16 protein-coding genes and 1 pseudogene are annotated in these 20,792 nt (G+C 51.6%); 1 reads left to right on the top strand and 16 read right to left on the bottom strand.

The window, feature by feature from the left end; translation table 11 throughout:
* Window positions 1-183: 183 nt before the first annotated feature.
* The 14 genes from HX866_RS04440 to HX866_RS04375 form a co-directional block, all read right to left on the bottom strand.
* On the bottom strand, window positions 184-2,367 hold the full coding sequence (locus tag HX866_RS04440) for a hypothetical protein (RefSeq protein WP_177094287.1): 2,184 nt from the start codon (window positions 2,365-2,367) through the stop codon (window positions 184-186).
* Window positions 2,368-2,380: 13 nt separating this feature from the next.
* Window positions 2,381-2,797 carry a GtrA family protein gene (locus HX866_RS04435; protein ID WP_177094285.1) on the bottom strand — a complete coding sequence of 139 codons (417 nt, stop codon included), beginning with the start codon at window positions 2,795-2,797 and terminating at the stop codon, window positions 2,381-2,383.
* A 16-nt stretch (window positions 2,798-2,813) separates the two neighbouring features.
* Window positions 2,814-3,764 carry a WxcM-like domain-containing protein gene (locus HX866_RS34590; RefSeq protein ID WP_177094283.1) on the bottom strand — a complete coding sequence of 317 codons (951 nt, stop codon included), beginning with the start codon at window positions 3,762-3,764 and terminating at the stop codon, window positions 2,814-2,816.
* Window positions 3,757-4,704, bottom strand: coding sequence for a glycosyltransferase family 2 protein (locus tag HX866_RS04425; RefSeq protein ID WP_177094281.1), 948 nt, complete (start codon window positions 4,702-4,704; stop codon window positions 3,757-3,759). The genes HX866_RS34590 and HX866_RS04425 overlap by 8 nt, the downstream gene beginning before the upstream one ends.
* The gene (locus HX866_RS04420; RefSeq protein ID WP_177094279.1) at window positions 4,701-5,798 is read right to left on the bottom strand and encodes a DegT/DnrJ/EryC1/StrS family aminotransferase; all 1,098 of its coding nucleotides are present in this window, start codon (window positions 5,796-5,798) and stop codon (window positions 4,701-4,703) included. The genes HX866_RS04425 and HX866_RS04420 overlap by 4 nt, the downstream gene beginning before the upstream one ends.
* Before the next feature lie 73 nt (window positions 5,799-5,871).
* Window positions 5,872-7,521 carry a glycosyltransferase gene (locus tag HX866_RS04415; protein ID WP_218179641.1) on the bottom strand — a complete coding sequence of 550 codons (1,650 nt, stop codon included), beginning with the start codon at window positions 7,519-7,521 and terminating at the stop codon, window positions 5,872-5,874.
* Complete coding sequence (locus HX866_RS04410) at window positions 7,512-9,806, bottom strand: glycosyltransferase (RefSeq protein WP_177094277.1); 2,295 nt, start codon at window positions 9,804-9,806, stop codon at window positions 7,512-7,514. The genes HX866_RS04415 and HX866_RS04410 overlap by 10 nt, the downstream gene beginning before the upstream one ends.
* Window positions 9,807-10,078: 272 nt before the next feature.
* Window positions 10,079-11,191: a glycosyltransferase family 4 protein gene (locus HX866_RS04405; protein ID WP_218179640.1), complete on the bottom strand. Its 1,113-nt coding sequence runs from the start codon at window positions 11,189-11,191 to the stop codon at window positions 10,079-10,081.
* 3 nt (window positions 11,192-11,194) lie between these two features.
* The gene (locus HX866_RS04400; RefSeq protein ID WP_218179639.1) at window positions 11,195-11,839 is read right to left on the bottom strand and encodes a NeuD/PglB/VioB family sugar acetyltransferase; all 645 of its coding nucleotides are present in this window, start codon (window positions 11,837-11,839) and stop codon (window positions 11,195-11,197) included.
* A 24-nt stretch (window positions 11,840-11,863) separates the two neighbouring features.
* Complete coding sequence (locus HX866_RS04395; protein ID WP_177094275.1) at window positions 11,864-12,619, bottom strand: ABC transporter ATP-binding protein; 756 nt, start codon at window positions 12,617-12,619, stop codon at window positions 11,864-11,866.
* On the bottom strand, window positions 12,616-13,398 hold the full coding sequence (locus tag HX866_RS04390) for an ABC transporter permease (protein WP_177094273.1): 783 nt from the start codon (window positions 13,396-13,398) through the stop codon (window positions 12,616-12,618). The genes HX866_RS04395 and HX866_RS04390 overlap by 4 nt, the downstream gene beginning before the upstream one ends.
* A gap of 103 nt (window positions 13,399-13,501) precedes the next feature.
* Entirely contained in the window at window positions 13,502-14,587 is a 1,086-nt protein-coding gene (locus HX866_RS04385; protein WP_177138244.1) for a DegT/DnrJ/EryC1/StrS family aminotransferase, read from the bottom strand.
* A 9-nt stretch (window positions 14,588-14,596) separates the two neighbouring features.
* Entirely contained in the window at window positions 14,597-15,691 is a 1,095-nt protein-coding gene (gmd, locus tag HX866_RS04380; RefSeq protein ID WP_177094269.1) for a GDP-mannose 4,6-dehydratase, read from the bottom strand.
* 263 nt (window positions 15,692-15,954) lie between these two features.
* Window positions 15,955-17,397, bottom strand: a complete 1,443-nt coding sequence (locus tag HX866_RS04375) for a mannose-1-phosphate guanylyltransferase/mannose-6-phosphate isomerase (RefSeq protein ID WP_177094266.1) — start codon at window positions 17,395-17,397, stop codon at window positions 15,955-15,957.
* A gap of 1,257 nt (window positions 17,398-18,654) precedes the next feature.
* On the opposite strand from HX866_RS04375, the gene HX866_RS04370 reads away from it, so the two are divergent.
* On the top strand, window positions 18,655-19,002 hold the full coding sequence (locus HX866_RS04370; RefSeq protein WP_121139059.1) for a bacteriocin: 348 nt from the start codon (window positions 18,655-18,657) through the stop codon (window positions 19,000-19,002).
* Window positions 19,003-19,178: 176 nt separating this feature from the next.
* Here the strand turns inward: HX866_RS04370 and HX866_RS04365 are convergent.
* Window positions 19,179-19,313: pseudogene (locus HX866_RS04365) on the bottom strand (OprD family outer membrane porin); the annotation flags it as partial.
* 9 nt (window positions 19,314-19,322) lie between these two features.
* Window positions 19,323-20,753, bottom strand: coding sequence for an amidohydrolase family protein (locus HX866_RS04360; protein ID WP_177138242.1), 1,431 nt, complete (start codon window positions 20,751-20,753; stop codon window positions 19,323-19,325).
* Window positions 20,754-20,792: the final 39 nt, after the last annotated feature.

Genomic DNA, 20,792 nt, shown 5'->3' with positions numbered 1-20,792 from the left:
CCGCCGCATTGTGACATCAACCTGACTCAGGCCTGTTGCTCATTCTAATATTTTCTCAAATCATCGTCACAAGCTAATTTGGCGCTATCTTCACGGCAGTAGACAGTAAACCATCTCGAACGAGACACTGATCAGCGAGGACTGACCAGCATCCGCTTCGACGACTACTGACAAAAAAAACAGTTAGTATTTTGTAATTTCAACCCAATCCAATTTCGCCGAAAGGCCATAATAGGCATTATTAACAGCAGAACTAAAGGTGATGGTATTCACTCCTGTTTTCAGCAACCCCTCCCCCACGGTGGCCTCAAAATCATTCTCGCTCGTCCATTTAAGCGTAACTGGTGAGCCATTAATCAAAATTTTCATGCTAGCTTTTATCTCAGGCCCAGCAAACACTTCAAACCGTCCATGCAACCGATGTTTCTTAGCCACGGACAAAAAACTGAAGTATAAATCAGCATTTTCATTAATTTTCCATGCCGAAGCCTTGTGATAAAATCGATTAATCTGCCACTCTGCCGGCCGCCAACCAGCACCCGCAATCGGAAATTCCATGCTCCACCAATTGCCAAAGCCCCAATAATAGTGATCACTTACCAGATCATTTTTAAATTTTACTATCGAGAGGGGCGGTGTTGATCGAGCAATGACCCCCCTATAAATTAAGCCCGTTCGGCTTTCTTCTTCGAGCCACGGCTTTTCAACAGTTGGCGTCGCATTCGGAACCTGTATTTTATCCGGATCAACGACCAAGGTGATAACATCATTTTTCGACAAAAATTTATCGTCAATTTTCGGAGTCAACTCAATACCCGGTCCACTTATCGGCGTGGGATAATGAAAAATCCATCCATCCGCGGTCTCTTCACACTGTCCTTTTCGACCGATAACATCTGTCTGTTGCCACTCTTTGGCCGGCATGTAGCAAATCTCTAAGCGATTAATCGGGTGACCATAAATATAGCTCATCGCCGACATCAGATTGGCTTTTAGAAACATCCAAGTGCTGTCAAGCTGACCGCTTTTATCGAGCACCAAAATCGTCTTACCTGCATCCTCACCATCAAATTTATCGACTATATCGCTCAGTATAATTTTCTGCCTATCGGAGAGCTGAACGTAGTGATGAAACTGAAAAAGCTGTGTCGAAAAGCCTATAAAAAACAAAGCTGCTATCCCGCAAAGCGACATTTTATCACTGAGTCTGCCTATGAACATAAGCACAGAAAGCGTGATTATCGCTCCACCTACGGAAGCAAATAAAAATGTTCTCTGACTAATACTTTGATGGGAGACAGACAGCAAAAAAGGTGCATACCCCAGCAGCACAAAAATCACGCCAACCGTCAAAAAGCGCACGATGAACCCTTTAGACGATTTTTTTTCTACACCCTGAGTCTTACATTTATCAATATATGCAAAACACCAAAAAAACATCGTAAGCAAAAAAACAACCGCAGTTGCGTATCCATAATTTGAAAATTCAACACCCGTAATTCTCAACGCGTCAAACCACCCCCCCAAAGCTGTTCTTAACAACCCAATTGAAAACAAATTTGGCAATGAATGTTGGAGAGTTGCCATGACGCTACCAGTAGTAGCAAAACCACTTTGGTAACTTTTCACCAATGGTGCCGTATGATACACATAAAAAATATAGGCTAAGGCTCCTGCAAAAAAAATCAAATATTTCCCAATATTAAGACGCGCCTGAGCAATCGCCCCCCTCCCTCCTACCAGTACAAAAGGAACAAAAAGAGGAATGATTGAAAATAATAATGAGACCTCATACATAGCGCATGCACAGGACAATAACCCAGCGGAGATAGCGCTCAAAAAATAGGACAACCGTGCATTTTTCACATCAAGGGCAAATATGAACAATGCCGTCCCAAGCAGCACAAGCGCTAACGCCCAATTAATGTGAAGTGCCCGAAAAGACAATTGCATGGTGTCCGCCGGGTAAATCAAGATCAGGATACTCGCAACCACTCCCCAACGCAGTGCCCCCGTCATTTTACTGACTATATAACTAAGCGCCGCTCCCTTTACAAAAAGCGAAAGTGCTAAAAGCCAGTTCCAATAATCAAATGAATAAGGATCCAGATAATATGCGATGGCTTGCGGAAAAATCGTTAAAGGCCTAAGGGCGTGCGCCGGAAGAGGGCTCCCGGGATCGGCAATAAAAAAAAGCCCTTGGGTGGTGAACAGACCTAACACCCCCCATTCCTCAATAAGGCCGGTCAAGGCAAAACCGAATGGCAACCAGAGCACGAACACCAACAGCGCTGAGGGTAATGTGTGCGCCAGGATTGCTTTTACACTTGCACAATCCGGTCGGCGCCAAGAGACGCTTTGGTCCATAAAGTACTCAGTATTATTTATCATCGGAAACCTGTGACTGCACAGTCGACTTCGACTGATGAGTGGCGTGCAGCAAGGTTTTGCTCAAGAGGTAAGTTACCGGGGTCAGCAAGACCACAATCAACAGGGGGGCTATCTCTTTTGAAATAGCCAAGCGCTCGACCATGAAATGCAAAATTGATGCAGAGAGTACGTACTGAATCAAATAAACAAGCGGATACAGAACGAATCCGATCCACGTCCTCTTCACTTGAAAAACGACCTGCGAATTGAACAGGTACGAAAACCCGATACCGCACGCGTAAGCGATAACATAGGCAACCTGATACGTCAGGAACAAACCCAGCAGCAGATAAATGCCGTAAGTTATCGCCGTGTTCAATAAGCCGCCCATCAAAAAAACCGCCCACTTACGCATACGACTCTTCATACAAAACTCATTCACTTCAGCTTTTTTCCGCAGTGATTTTTGAAAACTCAGAGTATTCTCTAATATAATCATCCGCCTCGTAATACTCTGAAGCAAAAACCAACAACACGGCATCTTCCGAATACTTGTACTGAATCCCCCATATCAGAGGCGGCAGATAAATACCTTTGTTCGGCGCATCCAACACAACTTCAACCCTGTTTTTTCCGTCATCAACAACGACGGCACAGCTGCCCTTCACACAAATCAAAAACTGGCTACATTTATGATGCGCATGTTCACCCCGGGTTTTCTGACTCGGGACACCGAACACCAAAAAGTAACGTTTAGGCGAAAACGGAATATCCTTATGAAACTCACCTACCGACAAGTCACCTCGCATATCAGCAATATACTTCAAACGGTGAACCGTTACGTCCCCCACACCCACTCTCGTAATAGCCTCTGCTTGATCAGCACCCTCTATGGACTGTGGCAGCGGTTGATTGCTTGAGGACGCATTTTCGACATAGCCGGTGATTCTGGCAGGCGAACCGGTAACGATTGCGTAAGGCGGGACCGACTTGGTCACCACCGCGCCAGCGCCAACCATTGCCCCAGTGCCAATGGTGATGCCCGGTAGAATGACTGCACCACCGCCAATAGAAGCCTTGTCGTGTATGACGGTTTGCAAGAATGACTCAGGGTATATTTTTGACCGTGGAAACTTGTCATTTGTAAAGGTGACATTGGGGCCGACAAACACATCCGCACCGATCCTGAGACCGTCCCAGACAAATACACCTGACTTAATCGTTGTGCGATCGCCGATGATGACATCGTTCTCGATCAGACAATGCGAGCATATATTGACCTGCGCCCCAATAACGGCTTCCGGAAAAATAACTACATATTGCCAAACACGGGTATCCGGACCGATGTTGCTGCTTTTCACATCAGCGGTTGGATGTATGAATTGATTAGGCATTCTCATCACCTTCCCTATTTTTCAGCTTGATCGATACGACCGCCAGCGGCCTTTGTTTGGTGTTTTCATAAGCACGCCAAGCGTAGGTCCCCACCAGCCCCAGCCCCAGGAGATTCAATGTCCCCAGGAGAAGAACAACAAGCATGGTCGCCGCATAACCTGGAACAGCAATGGCACCGGAAACCCGCGCGATGATCACCATCAGCCCCACCAGTACGGCACCCAGCGAGCCGATGGTTCCCATGCGAATCAAAAGGCGAATCGGGTAGTCGGTAAAAGCGAATATACTGTCCATCATATATTCCAGCTTTTTCTTGAATGTCCAGGCAGACTTGCCCTCCTGGCGGACCTGACGCTCGTAATCAACGAACTTACGCCTGAACCCCAACCAGAAAATCAGTGCGATCAGCGATGAACGGGACTCTTCAAGTTTTAGAAGCTGGTCCCTGAAAGCCCGATTACAGCCAAAGATATCAACACCGCCTTTGGGCATATCATGGACCACCAGCTTCCTATACAGCCCCCAGAACATCGATGATGCCAGGCGACTGAGGAAGGGATCGCTTCGAGCATTACGCGTACCGATCGCCACATCACACTCGTCATTCGACAACGCTTGGAAAAAGCTTATCAACAACTCGGGCGGCTCTTGCAAATCTGCAGCCATGACCCCGAAATACTCCCCAGAAGCCGCTATCAGGCCAGAACGAATGGCCGGAAACGAGCCAAAATTTCGGGAGTGCACCAAGAGTTGCGCAGAGAATGGAAGGCGGCCCAATTCTTTCTGAAGCAGAGAGAACGAAGCATCCGGGCTCCCGTCTACCACAAAAACGGCTTCCAGTTCGTTATTCAGACTCACGTTGACTTCAGCCAGCACTTGAATCAAGCGTGGAATAGACTCTGCGTTCTTGTAGACCGGGATAATGACCGAGTACTTCATGCCCCCCACCCGTTTACCGCATCAATCACGGCACTGACCTCGACATCGGTCATTTCCGGATAACAAGGGAGTGTCAGAATTTCCCTGGCAAGAAACTCGGTGTTTTCCAGACAGACATCATGGTAGCTATTATTGAACACCGGTTGTTTATAATCCGGGATGGGATAATGAACGTCTGACGCAATATTCCTGCTACGCAGGTGTTGCTGCAGTGCATCTCTTTGCGGACACTTTATGACATAAAGATGGGCCACGTAGGCGCTGCTGCCTTCTTGAGGGTGGCTAATCTCTGACTTCTTTATTTCTGTCCTGTACCGCTCGGCAATCTCACGTCGCCGTGCATTCCCCTCATCCAGGAAGGGAAGAAACTCGGAAAGAATGGCCGCCTGCATCTCATCCAGCCGGCTATTTCGAGCACCTTCCAGCTCGACACAATATTTCGAGGACCAACCGTATTGCCGAAGCTGGGACGCCCGCCGAGCAAGCTCCTCGGAGTGGGTAACGATCGCTCCCCCGTCACCCAGCGCGCCGAGGTTTTTTGTAGGGTAAAAACTGAAACTGGCAGCGTCGCCAAATGTCCCTACGCGTTTGCCATGTCTAACGGCACCATGAGCTTGTGCGCAGTCCTCGAGAAGCGGCACATTATGTTTTGCGCACAACTCCGAGATTTCCTGAATCTGCGGAACCGCCAAACCGTATAGATGCGTGACAACGACCGCTTTCACACCTGATTCAATGGCATGCTGCACCTGCGACAGCGTGACAAGCTGGGTATCCAGGTCGACATCCATAAAGACCGGTATGGCTCCAATCGCCAAAATCGAGGTCGTGGTATACATACTGGCATTGGCAACAGTGGCAACCCGGTCGCCTTTCTGAACACCCAACGCTTTCAAGGCCAGCTCGATGGCGTCGGTACCATTGGCCACGCTCACACAGTGGCCAGTCCCCAAATATTCGGCAAAAGAAGCCTCGAAGCGCTTCACTTCAGGCCCCAGGACCAGCCAGCCACTGGCGACCACGCGCTGGACAGCTGTATTGATCAACCCCTGGAATTTTCCAATTTTTGCTGAAAGGTTGTTGATTTGCTGCATCGATATTCTCCCTTCGAAGCGTAAACATTTAAATTTCAGGCACCCCTGAACTGGTGCGCTGAAAAGCTCGCCCTCAGGTGGACGTTGAGCCCGACTGCCCCTGAGTAGCGGAGATGGAATCCAGCACAGCAATGTGATCATTGACCACATCTGCCCAAGTACGTTTGGAAAGCAGCTCATAGGTTGGCATCTGCGTCGCTACCAACTCCTCTCGATGCGCGACCGCCCACTCGATACGATGAGCCATGTCTCGCCAATCATAAGGGTCGAAGAACGTCTTGGACTGCAGCACCTCATCAACCAACACTTCTTCGGTCACGGCAATCCTAGCCATGACCACCGGCGTACCTACCGACATCGCTTCGGTAAAGGTAAAGGGACAGCCGCCTTCGCTCAAGCTGGGGTTCACGGCAAGGTCTGCCAGCTTGTAGCAAGCAGCAAGCTCTTGAACACTCAGGCCATGGAGACATAACACGTCGTTCTCCAGACCGTGTTCGACGATAAAGTCTTTAACCACCGGAAACTTATCCGGGTCCCCGGTCAAGATCAGTTTGTGCTTGAGATACTTCTTTCTAAGCAGGTACTCATAGGCCCTCAACAAAGTCAGAATATTCTTGTTTGCCCTGAACTGGCTGGCATAGAACAAATACTTGAACTCAGCATTGACGAACCCCACTGTGTAGTTTTTGTTAGAAGACTTACGCAGGGCCGAGGACAAAAGCGTCGAGCAGTAATGGTGGGATGTCGCCTCAAGGTCCTTGAAACCGCGGGTCGTCACCCACTGATTGAGCATATTGGGTGCATGGTGGATGACCGAGACATCCGAGGGACGGACCAAATAATGATCGACTAACGTTTCCCATTTGATGGTGTCACTATAGGTGACAAAGTGTTGTCCGTTCTGGATAGCTGTGCGCACGCTTTCAAAGGTCTGCAGGAATCGGTCTCCGCCTACGCTCGAAAAACCAATCGGGAAGTCCGATAGCACCACGTCCGGTACACACATGAGCCGGGGAGCCTTGATCTGGTTGAACGCCGGCCAGAAAGCCGCTGGGCTGTACCATGCGCGAACAGTCTCCATCCGCCCGATCAAACCGAGCATCCGCTCGGACTCGACTTTTTCCATACGCCGATACAAACGTAATACAAACGTATCGTCCTTGGGGTTGCCCAGCAGCCGGCTAACGCGTGAAATGAGTCGAAGATAGGGCCTTAGTCTCTTATAAATCATGGCTTTTGATCGGACCATGATAACGCCAACCAACAACAGCAGAAACAACGGACTCAGGAGCAGGGCAAGTCCCAGCGCCAACGCCAGTTCAAAAGCAAAAAGTACACCGGTTACAATATCAACAGTGACCAAACGCTGTTCGGCATGATTGATGGCTGCCTGTTTGAGCACGCAATATTTTTCCAGGATCCATCGACCTATCCTGGATTTTTTTCGACGTTTTTTCCGCTCGAGATAGCGCTCATACAGTTCCAGGACGATGGGCTTCTTTGCAGGGCTGACAATTTCAATTTTTTCGTTATTGATGCCTTCACTGGAGAACAGCTCAACCAGACCTTCCTTTGTCCAACTTGGGCAGACAAGGACAAACTTGACATCATCCCTCTCCGAGGCCCCCTTCACGAACGCGGCAAGATAACGGCCCAGCCCCTCATGACGTAAATCAACGCCCGGAGCATAAGCCAAGTAGATTCCATAATGTTTCACAGACATTCCCTGATGACCTCCCAGTATTTTCCGCCCAAACGTCCGACACTCTGTTCGTTCAAGCGCTCATGGGTCGGTAGGCTTGCAATCTTGGAAATGTACGTCATCTCCATTTCCTTAAGCTTGTGTGCCATATCCTGATAGTCGTCAGGGTCCATCCACGTCAGGTTCAATGCAAACTGAGCATTGATTTCGTGCATGGCGGGATAGTCACTGCTGAGTGCAGGCACCCCAAAATAAGCCGCTTCGATGGTGCTGAACGTACCATTATCGATTTTTCCCGCATGCCAAAGAAAGGCAGCCCCACGCAGAACGGAGCGGTACTCATCATCGGGCAGTTCACCCAACCAGTTCAGGCGCTTTTTCAGGATCCTGTTTGACTTCGCGACCTTGATCGCCGGTTGTAGATGATCATGCAAGCTCTTCAGGAGCTTCTTGGTATCAACGCCGGTGATATGGCAATCGAGCTTTCCATTCAGACTCCCATAATAAAAGCTCAGCGCCTTGAATGCATTTTCGTGATTTTTATGCACGCCCGCGTTAGTGGTCCAAACAAAATAGGGAGAAACCTTCGCATCGCTGACTGGAGACACCGAATCTTCACAGGAAAAATCGGGTGCGAGCATCGGCAGTTTTACCAGGCGCTGTTCATCAACACCCGCGTACTGAATGGCGTCATTCTTGGTGAACTCAGTGGTCACCAAGACTTTTTGCGCGTGACGAACCGCGTGAATAAAGTTCTGATCGGCGCCCGCCATACGTCTTTCATAACGTTGCAAATAATCATAGACAACGAATATACAAGGTCGCAATGGAAGCAAAGGAATGCTTATTCGATCAGAAATAATGATCCAGGCGTCACAGTCCAATAACTGCTGGATGCCATCATCTGGCACCATATATTGCTCGGATGCAGGTTCCCAACCATCATGGCCAGCATACCGCATGGCGCGGCGCGCACTGCCCCCATCAAGAACTTTCCAGCGATATGCTCGACGCTGGATATGTTCACTGACGTCCTTGAACTCCTCATCCTTATAACTAGCCTGTACATCAAGGTGTGCCAAAACGACGTCGACGGGCTCATCCCAATCACGCGCACCAGCATAAATAGCCTGCGCCATGAGTTTTGCCCCACGCAAGCTGCCGCCACGGTATTCAACTGGCACCACCACGGCAACTTTTTTGTTTTTCACATGAGGTTTGAAGCGTTGCTCGTTCTTGATGGACTCAAGTTCAGAAACAATCTGTTTGAAGCCGATACGCCAGGCGTCCACACAGTTCTCTGAGCGCATAGGATCCAGCAGGATGACCTGGGTCTCGCAGATACGCCGAATCAGCGATTCATCGTTATTCAATATCTTGCGAATTTTAATCTTCGCCTCAGCTATGCTTTCACATCGCCCAGGCAAACCAATCCCCCCCATTCGGTCCAGGATCCCTCCTGCCATAAAGACCAAAGGCATACCCACCCGAATCGCTTCGAAAGGATGGTAATGGATGTGATTCGGCTCACGGGAGTGATAGAACATGAGCCTCGACTCTCTCATGTTGCTTTCATGCTCTTCGTTAGTCACAAAACCCAGTACATGAGGATCATCAACCTCAATAGGTTGAGACCCTCCTATCTTGTAAGAGAACTCCCCAAAATCCCGCTTAAAGTCTTCGTACACCGACTTGTAATAACTACTGAAACCAATATCCGGACAAACAAAAAATATAACCTGATCACGCCCTCTCCACGTTGGAGTCAGTTCGCAATTACTGAGCCCCAAGGGCAGATACACTTTTCTTTTCTGCAGGTAAAGCGGTTCTATGCTCGCCAGGTGATCATAGGCGATGCCGAACCAGAGCCTACGCCCCAAACGCTTCACAGACTGGCTGCCATAGTGGCAAATTTTGACTATTTCTGCGTAGCTTAACGTTTTGTCGAGCCCATACGCGCGCCAAATAGCCGCCCCTTCAAAGGATCGGGACACTTCATTCATGAAACCTGGCGAATGGCAAATAAAAAAACAAATGTCAAAATGTTTGTTGGCAATACCCCACGCTTCCTTGGTCGGTGCCACATACCAATTCTGAGCGTTGAGAATCTCCAGGTCTTCAGGTGGAATCGTCAGGCTCGCATCCTCGGAGTAGTCGACACTGGCAGATCGAAAACCAACCTCCTGAGGATAGGATTTAGGCAGAAAAATCTCGCTGATCCCCACGGATTTAAGCATGGGCAATTCGAATTTTCGCGCAGATCCATGATTGAGTAGCCACATCACTCGCAATGGTTTACCTGACATTATTTATTCCATTAGCTATTACGTACGCAGCAATGTCGTCGTTGACGCTGCTGTCAAAAACCAGTTGGCGACGGCGGCAGCCAGTTCAGAACGGAAAATCCCGTTCTGAACCGGGCCTTGCCTGATCAATCAGAGCGCTTTCGCATCCATTCAATCAAGCACCGAACAAATGACACGACATCATCCTGCCAAACCTGGGGGCAATAGTGTACGTGCGGTTCATTCCAGATCGCCACTAATCTGCCAAATATGCTGAAATTCCCTGGTAACGACTATCGAGAAAGCAGCTTACGATAGACTTCAGCATAAGCACGGGCCATATCATCTGCAGTAAAGAGCTGCTCGAAACGCAAAGCAGCCCGACGTCCCATCTCCGCCGCCACAGCAGGCCCCTCCCACAGCTGTCTCATCGCATCAGCCAACGCCGGAGGGTTGGCTGGAGGAACCACCAAACCGGTTTCGCCGCCAATATTGATATAGCTGGTACCGGTACCAATCTCACAGGAGATCAGCGGCTTACCAAACATCGCCGCCTCCAGCAAGGAAATACCAAATGCCTCTGAACGCAAGTGCGACGGAAAAACCAAGCCATAGCACAATTGGAGCAAGGCGGCCTTATCAGGATCCGAAAGGCCACCTAAAAAGCGAACATTGGATAATCCCAATCGTTGGGATTTCGCTTTCAACTCGCACTCCATCGCCCCCTGCCCCAGAATGACAATGGGATAGGGCACCGTCGACGCGGCCTCCAATAGATAGTCAAGACCTTTGTAATAACGCAGCGCACCGATAAAAAGAAAGAACCGATCACCTACGGAAGACTTCCAGAATGAAAGCTTCTCGGGAGTCACGGCAGGGTAAGTGTTTCGGTCCAGTCCGATAGGAATAATTGACAGCTTTTCCTTGAAAGCACCTAATGTTGGACTACTTTCGACATAGTTTGCAGACGAAGCAACGATTCTATCGACCCGACTCAGAAAGTGGTGCATCAACGGCTGATACAACCGTAACAAGGTTTTCTGCTTGACTATGTCCGAGTGATAACTGACGACTGTTGGCTTGCGCACACCGGTCCAAAAGTGTACGACATCCATAAAGGGCCACGGAAAGTGGTAGTTTATGATGTCCGCCTCATGCGCCAACTCTTTAAAATCCCTGAATGCCGAGAGCGAAAAACCTGTCGATGCCACATGCAGATCAAGCTTTGAGGTATGCGTAAGGTGCTGACCCAGGCGCTGCCCACGCGTCGCCCCCCGCTCACTGAGGTATAAAACCTCGGAATTGACGCCATGCGCTATCCCGGCTTCGGCCAACTGAAAGATAACTTGTTCAGTACCACCCATCGTTTCTGGGTAATAGGTTTTAAAAAAATGAAGAACTTTCAATTTTCAGCGCATCCCACTTATTAATCGAGCAGGCACACCCACATAGGTACCCGACAACTCAAGCGCCTGAGTTGCGCACCCCCCAGCACCGAGTATCACGCTATCAGTAATACTCAAACCATCAATGACCGTTGACCCTGCGCCCAGAAAACAATATCGGCCGATCCTGCTGCGTCCTGCCACGCAGGCACCGATGGAAACGTGCGTGTAGTCCCCAACGACACAGTCATGCTCGATAATCGCCCCCGAATTCACAATGCACCCTTTACCAACACTGGCCATCGGCCCCACATGTGCGTGTTGCGCAACAAAGCTGCCCGCCCCGACTGTCGATCCAACCCCCAACGTGGCAGTAGGCGCCACGAGTGTCGCGATGGGCCAACCTTGTTCAGTAGCAAACGCCAGCTGAGACTGTCGTTTGAAATTATCACCACTTCCCGGGATGACTGCCCACCCCTCCGGGAGTTCGCCCACCCATTCGGGCAATACCTCGAACCCAACGAAAGACTCGTCAGGACGAGCATTCTTATCGACGAAGCAGAGCCGGGCAATGCCAGCACTCAGTCCAACATCGGCGATGCTGCGAGCATGACCACCAAAACCGAGAATCAACAAACCCGAATAGACTGCCACGGCTTCACCTCTCATACCCAGCACTCAACGGGCGCTCTATTACTGAACCGACGCATTAACAATCTTGTACTCCACAATGGCATCTTCGATATCACCGTCATAGACAACAACACCATGATGAAACACCAAGCCGCGGGTACAGATAGACTTCAGCGCATTAAAATCATGAGAGGCAAGTACCAGAATCTCTGCCTGCTCAATCAATGAGGTAATTCGTGAGCGGGCCTTTTCCATGAAATTCGCATCGCCCGCACCGATCACTTCGTCCAGCAACAGAATATCGCCACCCACTGTGGTTGATATAGCAAACGCCAAGCGAACCTGCATACCTGCAGAATAGGTCTTTATAGGATAGTCGATAAACTCTCCAAGCCCGGCAAAGGCAACAATTTCCTCTTCCTTTTGGCGCATAAACTTGGGCGAGAGACCAAGCAGCAAACCGCGATAAAGGATATTCTCTCTGCCCGTTGCATCGGGCTCAAACCCAAGGCTTAAATCAAAAAGTGACCTGACTTGGCCACTGACTTGCAAAACGCCACTTGAAACAGGATATAAGCCGGCAACAGTTTTCAAAAAGGTGCTTTTCCCAGCGCCGTTATGGCCCAACAGCCCTACACGCTCACCGCTATTGATTTCCACATTGACATTCTTCAATGCATGAATATCCGCGATCTGTTTATTCCGGGCGGCTTTTTTAAAAGCACTGGCCATCAGCGACTTCAACGATCGCTCTCGATAAGCCATCGCCGCATAATGCAGATTCACATTCTCGAGTAAAATACGATTTTTCTTCATAAGTAGAAAATCACCTTTCGCTCAGATTTATACCCGACCAGAATAGCGATCAGCCCCAGCACCAAGGCAGTCCCCAAACTGAACACGTAATTCTCAAGGGTCGGCCACTCCCCATGCAGCAAGGGCGCCCTGAGTAATTGAAGAATATGATAAATGGGGTTGTAGTCCACCAGAGCGTGCAACCCGCCGCTCCTGAACATTTTCTCCTCAAAGTAGACCGGGGAGATAAACCACAACGACTGCATGACCAGCCCAAGCGCATGCGGTACGTCTCTGAAACGGGTGCTGACATAGGCCAGCAGGGTTGAAACGGGCCAAGCGATTGCCGCTAAAACTGGGTAAATGGTTAACGTGGCCAACCAGCTCCAGCCAAAATTTTCGGGTAGCACGATAGCGACCCACCCATAAAGAGAAAGACTCGCTAGCATTAAAACAATGGAGCTGCTCAGAATATTTCTCAGCGTGTAGATCGCCAGGGGATGATTGCACTGTTTTATATAAGCATCCGCCTGGACAAACGAAAGCGAACCGCCGATGGTATTCGCAGAGATATACTCCCAGACAATAATCCCCGAGAGAATGTAGGGTGCATAGGTCACAATATCAGTATGAAGAATCCGACTGAATACCAACGCCAACAAACAGGTCAGCCCCAGCGGCTGTATAATTGACCAAGTGACACCAAAAAAAGACCGCCTCCACCTCGATCTCAAATCAGCCAGCGCAAGGTGTACCCAAAAATACCGGGCCGCCCATACACGAGAGAAGTACGAAAACATCGATCCACCTTCAAGCGTTCATTAAGTTCAAACCATCATTTCAGCAACGTCAATGCACCATGATGGAATCGCAGCCGATTACTCGGCCGCGATCACGACTCGTTCAACTCGAAAAATATTTCCGAATCTCATTCGCCACCTGCCACACCTGATCACGACTCAGCGTCGGATAGCTGGGTAGGTTAACCCCACGCAAGCTGAGATCCTGCGCCACGGCAAAAACTTCGTCAGTTCTACAATGAGGCATGGTATGAGCGGGTGGAAAGAGAGGGCGTGTTTCAATTTCCTGCGCCTTCAAGTGATCTCGCAACCCTTTGCGCTGCTCTGCGTCATCCAGCTGGATGGAACACATCCAGTAGGAATGACGTGTGCCTGGCTGCTCGGCATGCAGGGCCAATGGCAGCCCCACCAGCGCCTCGCGGTACCAGTCGGCCACCTGGCGCTTGCGAGCAAGTATCTCATCCGCCCGCTCCAGTTGCGCAAGCCCAATGGCCGCACAGATATTGGTCATACGATAGTTAAAAGCCAACTCATCGTGCCAATACTCACGTGTCTTGCTCACGCCCTGGCTTTTCAGATGACAGGCCTTGTCATGAACAACCCTGTCCCTGCAAACGACCATCCCACCCTCTCCGGTAGTGATGGTCTTGTTGCCGAAGAAGCTGAATGTCGCCACATCGCCGAAGGTGCCTACATGTTGCCCCTTGTACAGCGAGCCAAACGCTTCGGCACAATCCTCGATCAGCAACAGGTTGTGCTCATTGCACAACGCGACGATCTCATCCATGTCACAAGCCAGACCGTACAGATGAACCACCATGACAGCCTTGGTGTTCTCGGTGATTCGGCTCTTGATGTCGGCAACACTGACGTTCCAGGTGTCAGCCAACGACTCGGCAAAGACCACTCGGGCGCCAGTTTGCATAACGGTATTGACCGAAGCGATGTAGGTGAGCGTCGGAACGATCACCTCGTCACCCGGACCCAGCCCCAAAGCCGCCATCGCCAGGTGCAGGGCTACGGTGCCATTGCTTACGGTAGTCGCATGTTCTGAACCAATGTATTGAGCAAACGCATTTTCGAAACGCGAAATGAACTCACCACGCGAAGAGATCCATGTCGAATCAAGACATTGATTGACATATTCCTTTTCGCGACCGCCCAGATGAGGCTGATAAACCGGGATCATCTCAGCCCCTTACTCTTGGTAGTTGAAATATTTATAGCCATGGGATTTGACCAGTTGATCCCGGTCTGCTTCGCGCATATCTTCCTGCATCATCTCTTTCACGAGTTCGGCAAAACTGGTCACCGGCACCCAACCCAGTTTTTCCTTGGCCTTGCTTGGGTCACCGAGCAACGTTTCTACTTCGGCAGGCCGGAAATAGCGCGGATCAACCGCGACGATGCATTTGTTGGTCGCGGCATCGTAACCCTTTTCCTCAACCCCCTGCCCTTCCCAGCGGATCTTGATGTTAATTTCCTGAGCGGCCAACTCGACAAACTCTCGAACCGAGTGCTGTTCGCCTGTCGCGATCACGTAGTCTTCCGCAACCTCTTGCTGCAACATGAGCCACTGCATTTCAACGTAGTCACGGGCATGCCCCCAATCACGCAACGCGTTCATGTTCCCCAGGTACAGGCACTCTTGAAGGCCCAGTTTGATTCGCGCCAGAGCACGGGTGATCTTGCGGGTTACAAATGTTTCACCACGGATCGGCGATTCGTGGTTGAACAAAATACCGTTACACGCGTAGATGCCATAGGACTCTCGATAGTTGACGGTCATCCAGTAGGCGTACAACTTGGCTACGGCATAAGGAGAACGCGGGTAGAACGGAGTGGTTTCTTTCTGCGGCGTTTCTTGCACCAAGCCGTACAGCTCGGAAGTAGAGGCCTGGTAAAACCGGGTCTTTTTCTCAAGACCGGCAATCCGAATCGCCTCAAGCAGCCGCAAGGCGCCAAGTGCATCGGAGTTGGCCGTGTACTCGGGTTCTTCAAAAGAAACAGCAACATGGCTTTGAGCGGCCAAGTTGTAGATCTCATCCGGCTGAACTTCCTGGACGATGCGAATCAAGCTGCTCGAGTCGGTGAGGTCACCATGATGCAAGGTCAGATCGTAGCCTTGCGCATGCGGGTCATGGTACAAGTGGTCGATACGCGCGGTATTGAACATCGAACTACGGCGTTTGACCCCATGAACGGCGTATCCCTTCTTGAGGAGGAACTCCGCCAGATAAGCCCCGTCTTGCCCGGTGATACCGGTAATCAAAGCTACTTTTTTCTCACTCATTTCTTCACCACTTCAATATCAGTTGTGTCAGTGCGACCCTGCTGACGGGGCCGTGCCATTACAAATCTTTAGCGACTCAACAATCCGGGCGCCTTAAGCCTCAGCTCTTTTTTTGCGCCTGGAGCATTGAGAAGAATATAGTGCTCTCAATACTCATCGCCGTGCATGCGACATCCTTTTCACCTCAAAATACGCGACTAAAAAAACATTCATTAGCAACAGCCACCACGGCCTGATTACACACAAACAATAAAAATCAGAACTTATTGCTCGACACGACCATAGTTATCTTCAAATCGAACAATATCATCCTCGCCCAGATAATCGCCGCACTGCACTTCGATTAAAATAAGATCAATAACACCCGCGTTCTGCAAACGATGCTTATGCCCAGCACGAATAAACGTGGACTCGTTGGTATTGAGCATCAACTCCTGCTGGTCATTGATCACGATCGCCGTGCCACAAACAACCACCCAGTGTTCGCTACGGTGATGGTGCATCTGCAAGGAAAGCGAAGCCTTGGGCTTGACGACAATACGCTTGATTTTGAAACGATGCCCGCTCTCAAGCGTCGTGTAGGTGCCCCAAGGCCGATGAACGGTCCGATGCAGGAGATGCAGCGTATGACCATTTGCCTTTAATTGACCCACGATATGTTTGACATCCTGGGCGTGATCCTTATGGGCAATCAGGACGGCATCGGGCGTGTCCACCACCAGCAGATCTTCGACCCCGACCAAGGCGGTCAATCGCTCCTTGCTGTGCACATAATTGTTTTGCGCATCGTAAGAGAGCACCTCACCCTCGAACCGATTGCCTTTTGCATCGGCAGAGGTCAGCTCGCTGATCGCACTCCACGAGCCAATATCGCTCCACCCGATGCTGCATGGAATGGTTGCCACCCTGGACGATCGTTCCATGAGCGCGTAGTCAATTGAAATATCAGGAACGCCTGAGAAAGCCGTCGCATCCAGCGCCAGGCAGCGGTAACGCGTGCCCTGGGTCACTCGAGAGGCGGCAAGCGTTCTGGAAACGGCCTCCATGACATCAGGCGCGTGCGTGGCCAACTCATCAAGCACTGTACCCACTCGGAAGCAGAACATGCCGGAGTTCCAGAAAAAATTCCCCGCGGCCACATACGCCTCAGCCGTTGCCTGATCAGGCTTTTCAACGAAGCGCGTGACGGGTAGGCCACCTTCGAGCGCCGACGACATCGTCGCCTCAATGTAGCCAAAGCCCGTCTCCGGATAGGCAGGCTTTATACCAAAGGTAACAAGCCAGCCCTGATCGGCTAATACCTTCGCCTTGGCAACAGCACTGGCGAACGCAGCCTCATCCTGAATCAGATGGTCGGCGGCAAGTACGAGCATCTGCGCGTCGGGCCCATAAACTTCCGCTAACTGCAAAGCAGCAACGGCCACTGCTGCTGCCGTATTGCGGCCAAACGGCTCGAGAATATATCCCAGCGCCAAGCCTGCGGTATTAACAACGAGGTACTCGTCCTCTGTTTTAAATAGTAACTCTCGATTGGTGACCGTGAGAACCTCCCGCACTCCCTCCAGTCGAGAGGCCCGCAGAAAGGTTTTTTGAATGAGATTCTGCCCATCCGGCAAAGGCATAAATGGCTTCGGATGAGCCTCCCGCGACATTGGCCACAAACGGCTGCCAACACCGCCCGAGAGGATTACAGGTATCAGCTCCATGACATCAACATTCCTACAGCTTGAATAGTGGCAAATTGCCTTATCATTAACATAAGCTCACATCACCTGGTCGATCTTGCATGTGAAACCCTGAACGCATCGGAGGATGCCAAAGCTTCGCCTGCCATAAATCACCAAGGCGCCGCGATAAACGTGGGCCGCACGGTATCAGAATTAGCAAGTGAAATTGTATGAAAGATGAACCCAAAGCGTACGTCATCTTACCAAGGCATTCCGGCTGATGCTACGCACCGAACAGCTGCACGCTATAGCGTCGGCGCCTCATTTCCGCGGAGTACCTTTTTGTTAAATAATATTTCAAAATATATTACAAATGACCACGCGAATTAATTTTGGTTCAGTCCAAATGCACTCGTACAGACAGTCATAAACGAGCGTCACGGATGCATTTCACTGCGCGGCGATCTGGCGATGACCAGATCACCAAAGAGACCCTTCGCCTCCGGGCTGCCGGGCTTGCCACAGATGCTTGAGCAACCCTCAAACACCGATGGCGCACCGCTAAGCCGGTGCCCCTCCCTGCACATCGACGGTACTAGGAAATCGAGCCACCCACGAAATCATATGGCCACTATACAACCAGCTGTTATCTGGTAAGCCTGGACACCCGACCGCTCCAGGCCTGAATACCCTTGATAGCCCGACAACCCCGCAATACTTTCAGTACTTTGTTTAATTTTTGACACAATTTGAAGTATTTGTCACATGAAATAAAACCCAGAGGCTTACTTCAGCCACAGACTCAGGGTGCCGACGCTTGCGTGTCGATGGCGTCCTCATCGATTGCACAGGCCACCACGATGACCATTGCCCAGAAATACGCCGAACTGCTGCGGCCCTCGGCAACAACCCAGCAAGGCATAGGGCCATCACTCGAGCCAATACATGATCGGGCAGAAGCTCAACGCCCATAGGCAAACTGCAGGCAAAAAAAAGCCCAAGCGGCTGATGGACGCTTGGGGCTTAAAAATGCATAAACCGTGGTAGGTGAACGCGGGGCTATATTAACCCACTGCGACAATCTGTAACAAGATATTTTCCAGATTCTTATTGACATAACCCCTTCAATAACCACATGTTTTTCATGGACTGAGGTGAGCCATAATGGGGTAAGAACACCTGATCGTTATTCCTGAAAGAAGCTGCCGGATGATCTGATATCACCGACAACAGTATTTGCTTCGCCCTCCGTGGACAGCGACAATTGCCGTTCAATTTTCTTTCGAGGTTTGCAACATGCGTAAAGCACTTACCGTCCTGGCCCTGAGCGCCCTGTTTGCCCAAGGCGCCATGGCGGCGGGCGGCACACAGGCCGCGGTCGGCGGTGGTCTGGGCGGCGCCCTGGGCAACGTTCTCGGCCAGAAGATGGGCGGCAGCACCGGCGCGGCGCTTGGCGCAGGCCTGGGTGGCGCAGCGGGTGGCGCGGTAGCCGCCAAGAAAGGCAAGAAAACCAAAGCCGCCATCGGCGGTGGCCTCGGCGCAGCCGGCGGTTCGCTGCTGGGCAACCAGTTGGGCGGCAAGACCGGAGCGGCCATCGGTGCCGGCCTGGGCGGCGCAGCCGGTGGTGCACTGGGCGGTAAGTAACACACGCTCGTTGTAGGAGCCAGCTTGCTGGCGATGGGGCCGGCAAGTCTTGCATCGTTCTTACGGACGTCGTCGCCGGCAAGCCGGCTCCTACAAAGGTTCACGGCGCTTTCAGAAGCGCGCCTACCACAAGGCCTTGGTATCTCTCGCCCGCGTCGCGGCTCACCCGGTACCTACATGTTGTCGTCGGTAATATAGCGACTCATGAAGGTCAGCCAGGGAATCCCCATCTGTTCGTAATCGTAACCTGCTTGCCAGGAGCGCTCCCATGCTTCGGCAAAATCACCGATCTGGGTGAAATTGACCAAGTATGCGCACGCTCACAACAGCAACGCCTTCAGACGATCAGCGAACAAGTGCAGGGGAGAAAAATCTTCCGCAAAAGGGTCCGGGGTGTAACCGGCCGCCGCGAACAGGTACCCACGGGACTCTTCAGTCGCCAGTTCCAGTTGCGGGCGATCCACCCCCAGCACCACACCCGCTTGCTTGCGAATCCGCCCGGCGATGATCACGGTGTCGATATCGCCCCGTTCCGCGGCATGCACCACCGTGCCCAGCGCATTGTTGGACGGATAGAGACTGAGGTTGTCGGTGCGGATCAATACGATGTCCGCTTGCTTGCCTGGTGTGAGGCTGCCGATACGCGAATCGAGCCCGGCACACACCGCACCGTCGAGGGTCGCGGCCTTGAGCAGTTGCCGGGTGCTCACCAGGTCGGGAGCAGGCGATTTTCCGTGGAAACGCGCGCTATGAGCTGCCGCGCGCTGCAGGTAGAAGGCCACACGCATTTCGCCGAACATGTCGCCGCCGTAGGAGCTTTCGTTATCAACACTCAGGCCCGGGCTCATTCCGTGATCCACGGCCTTTTGCCAGGCGAACATCCCGTCTTCGAGGCCGTAGTGAGCGTCGGAGCGCGGGCAGACGTTGACCTTCACCCCGGCGTTGCGCAGGATCGACCAGCCCTGGTCCGGCAAGCAGGTGCAGTGGTTGAAGATATTGTCCGGTCCCAGCAGCCCCTCCTGGTGCAACGCCTCCAGCTCGCCGGCCATGCCGGCCCCGAAGAACTCGGTGACAATGCTCAGGCCCAACTCGCGGGCCAGCGCCCATTGCTCACGGTCGATCTGCGACATCATTGCCAGGGTCACCAACGAGTCGCCGGTGCTTGCATACTTGTCCTTCAGACGACGTAGATCGCCAGGCCACCGGGCCGAGTCCCATTCCCCGGACAAAGGCGCGCCCGGCGCATGGACAGCCCGGATACCGGCGTCCTGCAAGGCTTCGATGGCCGCATCGGAATGCGCACCGCTGCGGGCGTTATGGGAGTTGTCGATGAGGGTGGTGATGCCGGCGTTGATGCAGCCCAGGGCAGTCAGCATATTGCCCACGTACATGTCCTGGGGCCGGTAGTACTTGGCGAAGGAAAAATGCGTGGCGTTGCAGTAGTCCTCCAGGGATGAGGAGTCCGGGTTGATACGTCGCAGTTGGCCTTCCCAGGCGTGGCGATGGGTATCGACCATCCCGGGGATGACGATCATGCCCTTGGCATCGATCACCTCGGCCCCCTCGGCCACAAGATTGACACCGACCTCGACGATCTCGGTACCACGGATCAGGACGTCGCCCTCGACAAAGTTTCCCAGTTGATTATCCAGAGTGACAACCATCCCGCCCTTGAGCAGCAACAGGCGGTGTTGATCGGGCAAAGGCGCGAGGGCTGAGTTCAGCAGGTCGAAATGAGCGGGGAATGACATGACAATTCCTTCGGTGGCAAAGGCAGGATCGCCGATTGA

Source organism: Pseudomonas gingeri, from assembly GCF_013386165.1.
GTDB classification, from domain to species: Bacteria; Pseudomonadota; Gammaproteobacteria; order Pseudomonadales; family Pseudomonadaceae; genus Aquipseudomonas; species Aquipseudomonas gingeri_C.
Note: the sequence above shows the minus strand (reverse complement) of the source record. Positions and strands in the feature narration are given on the sequence as shown.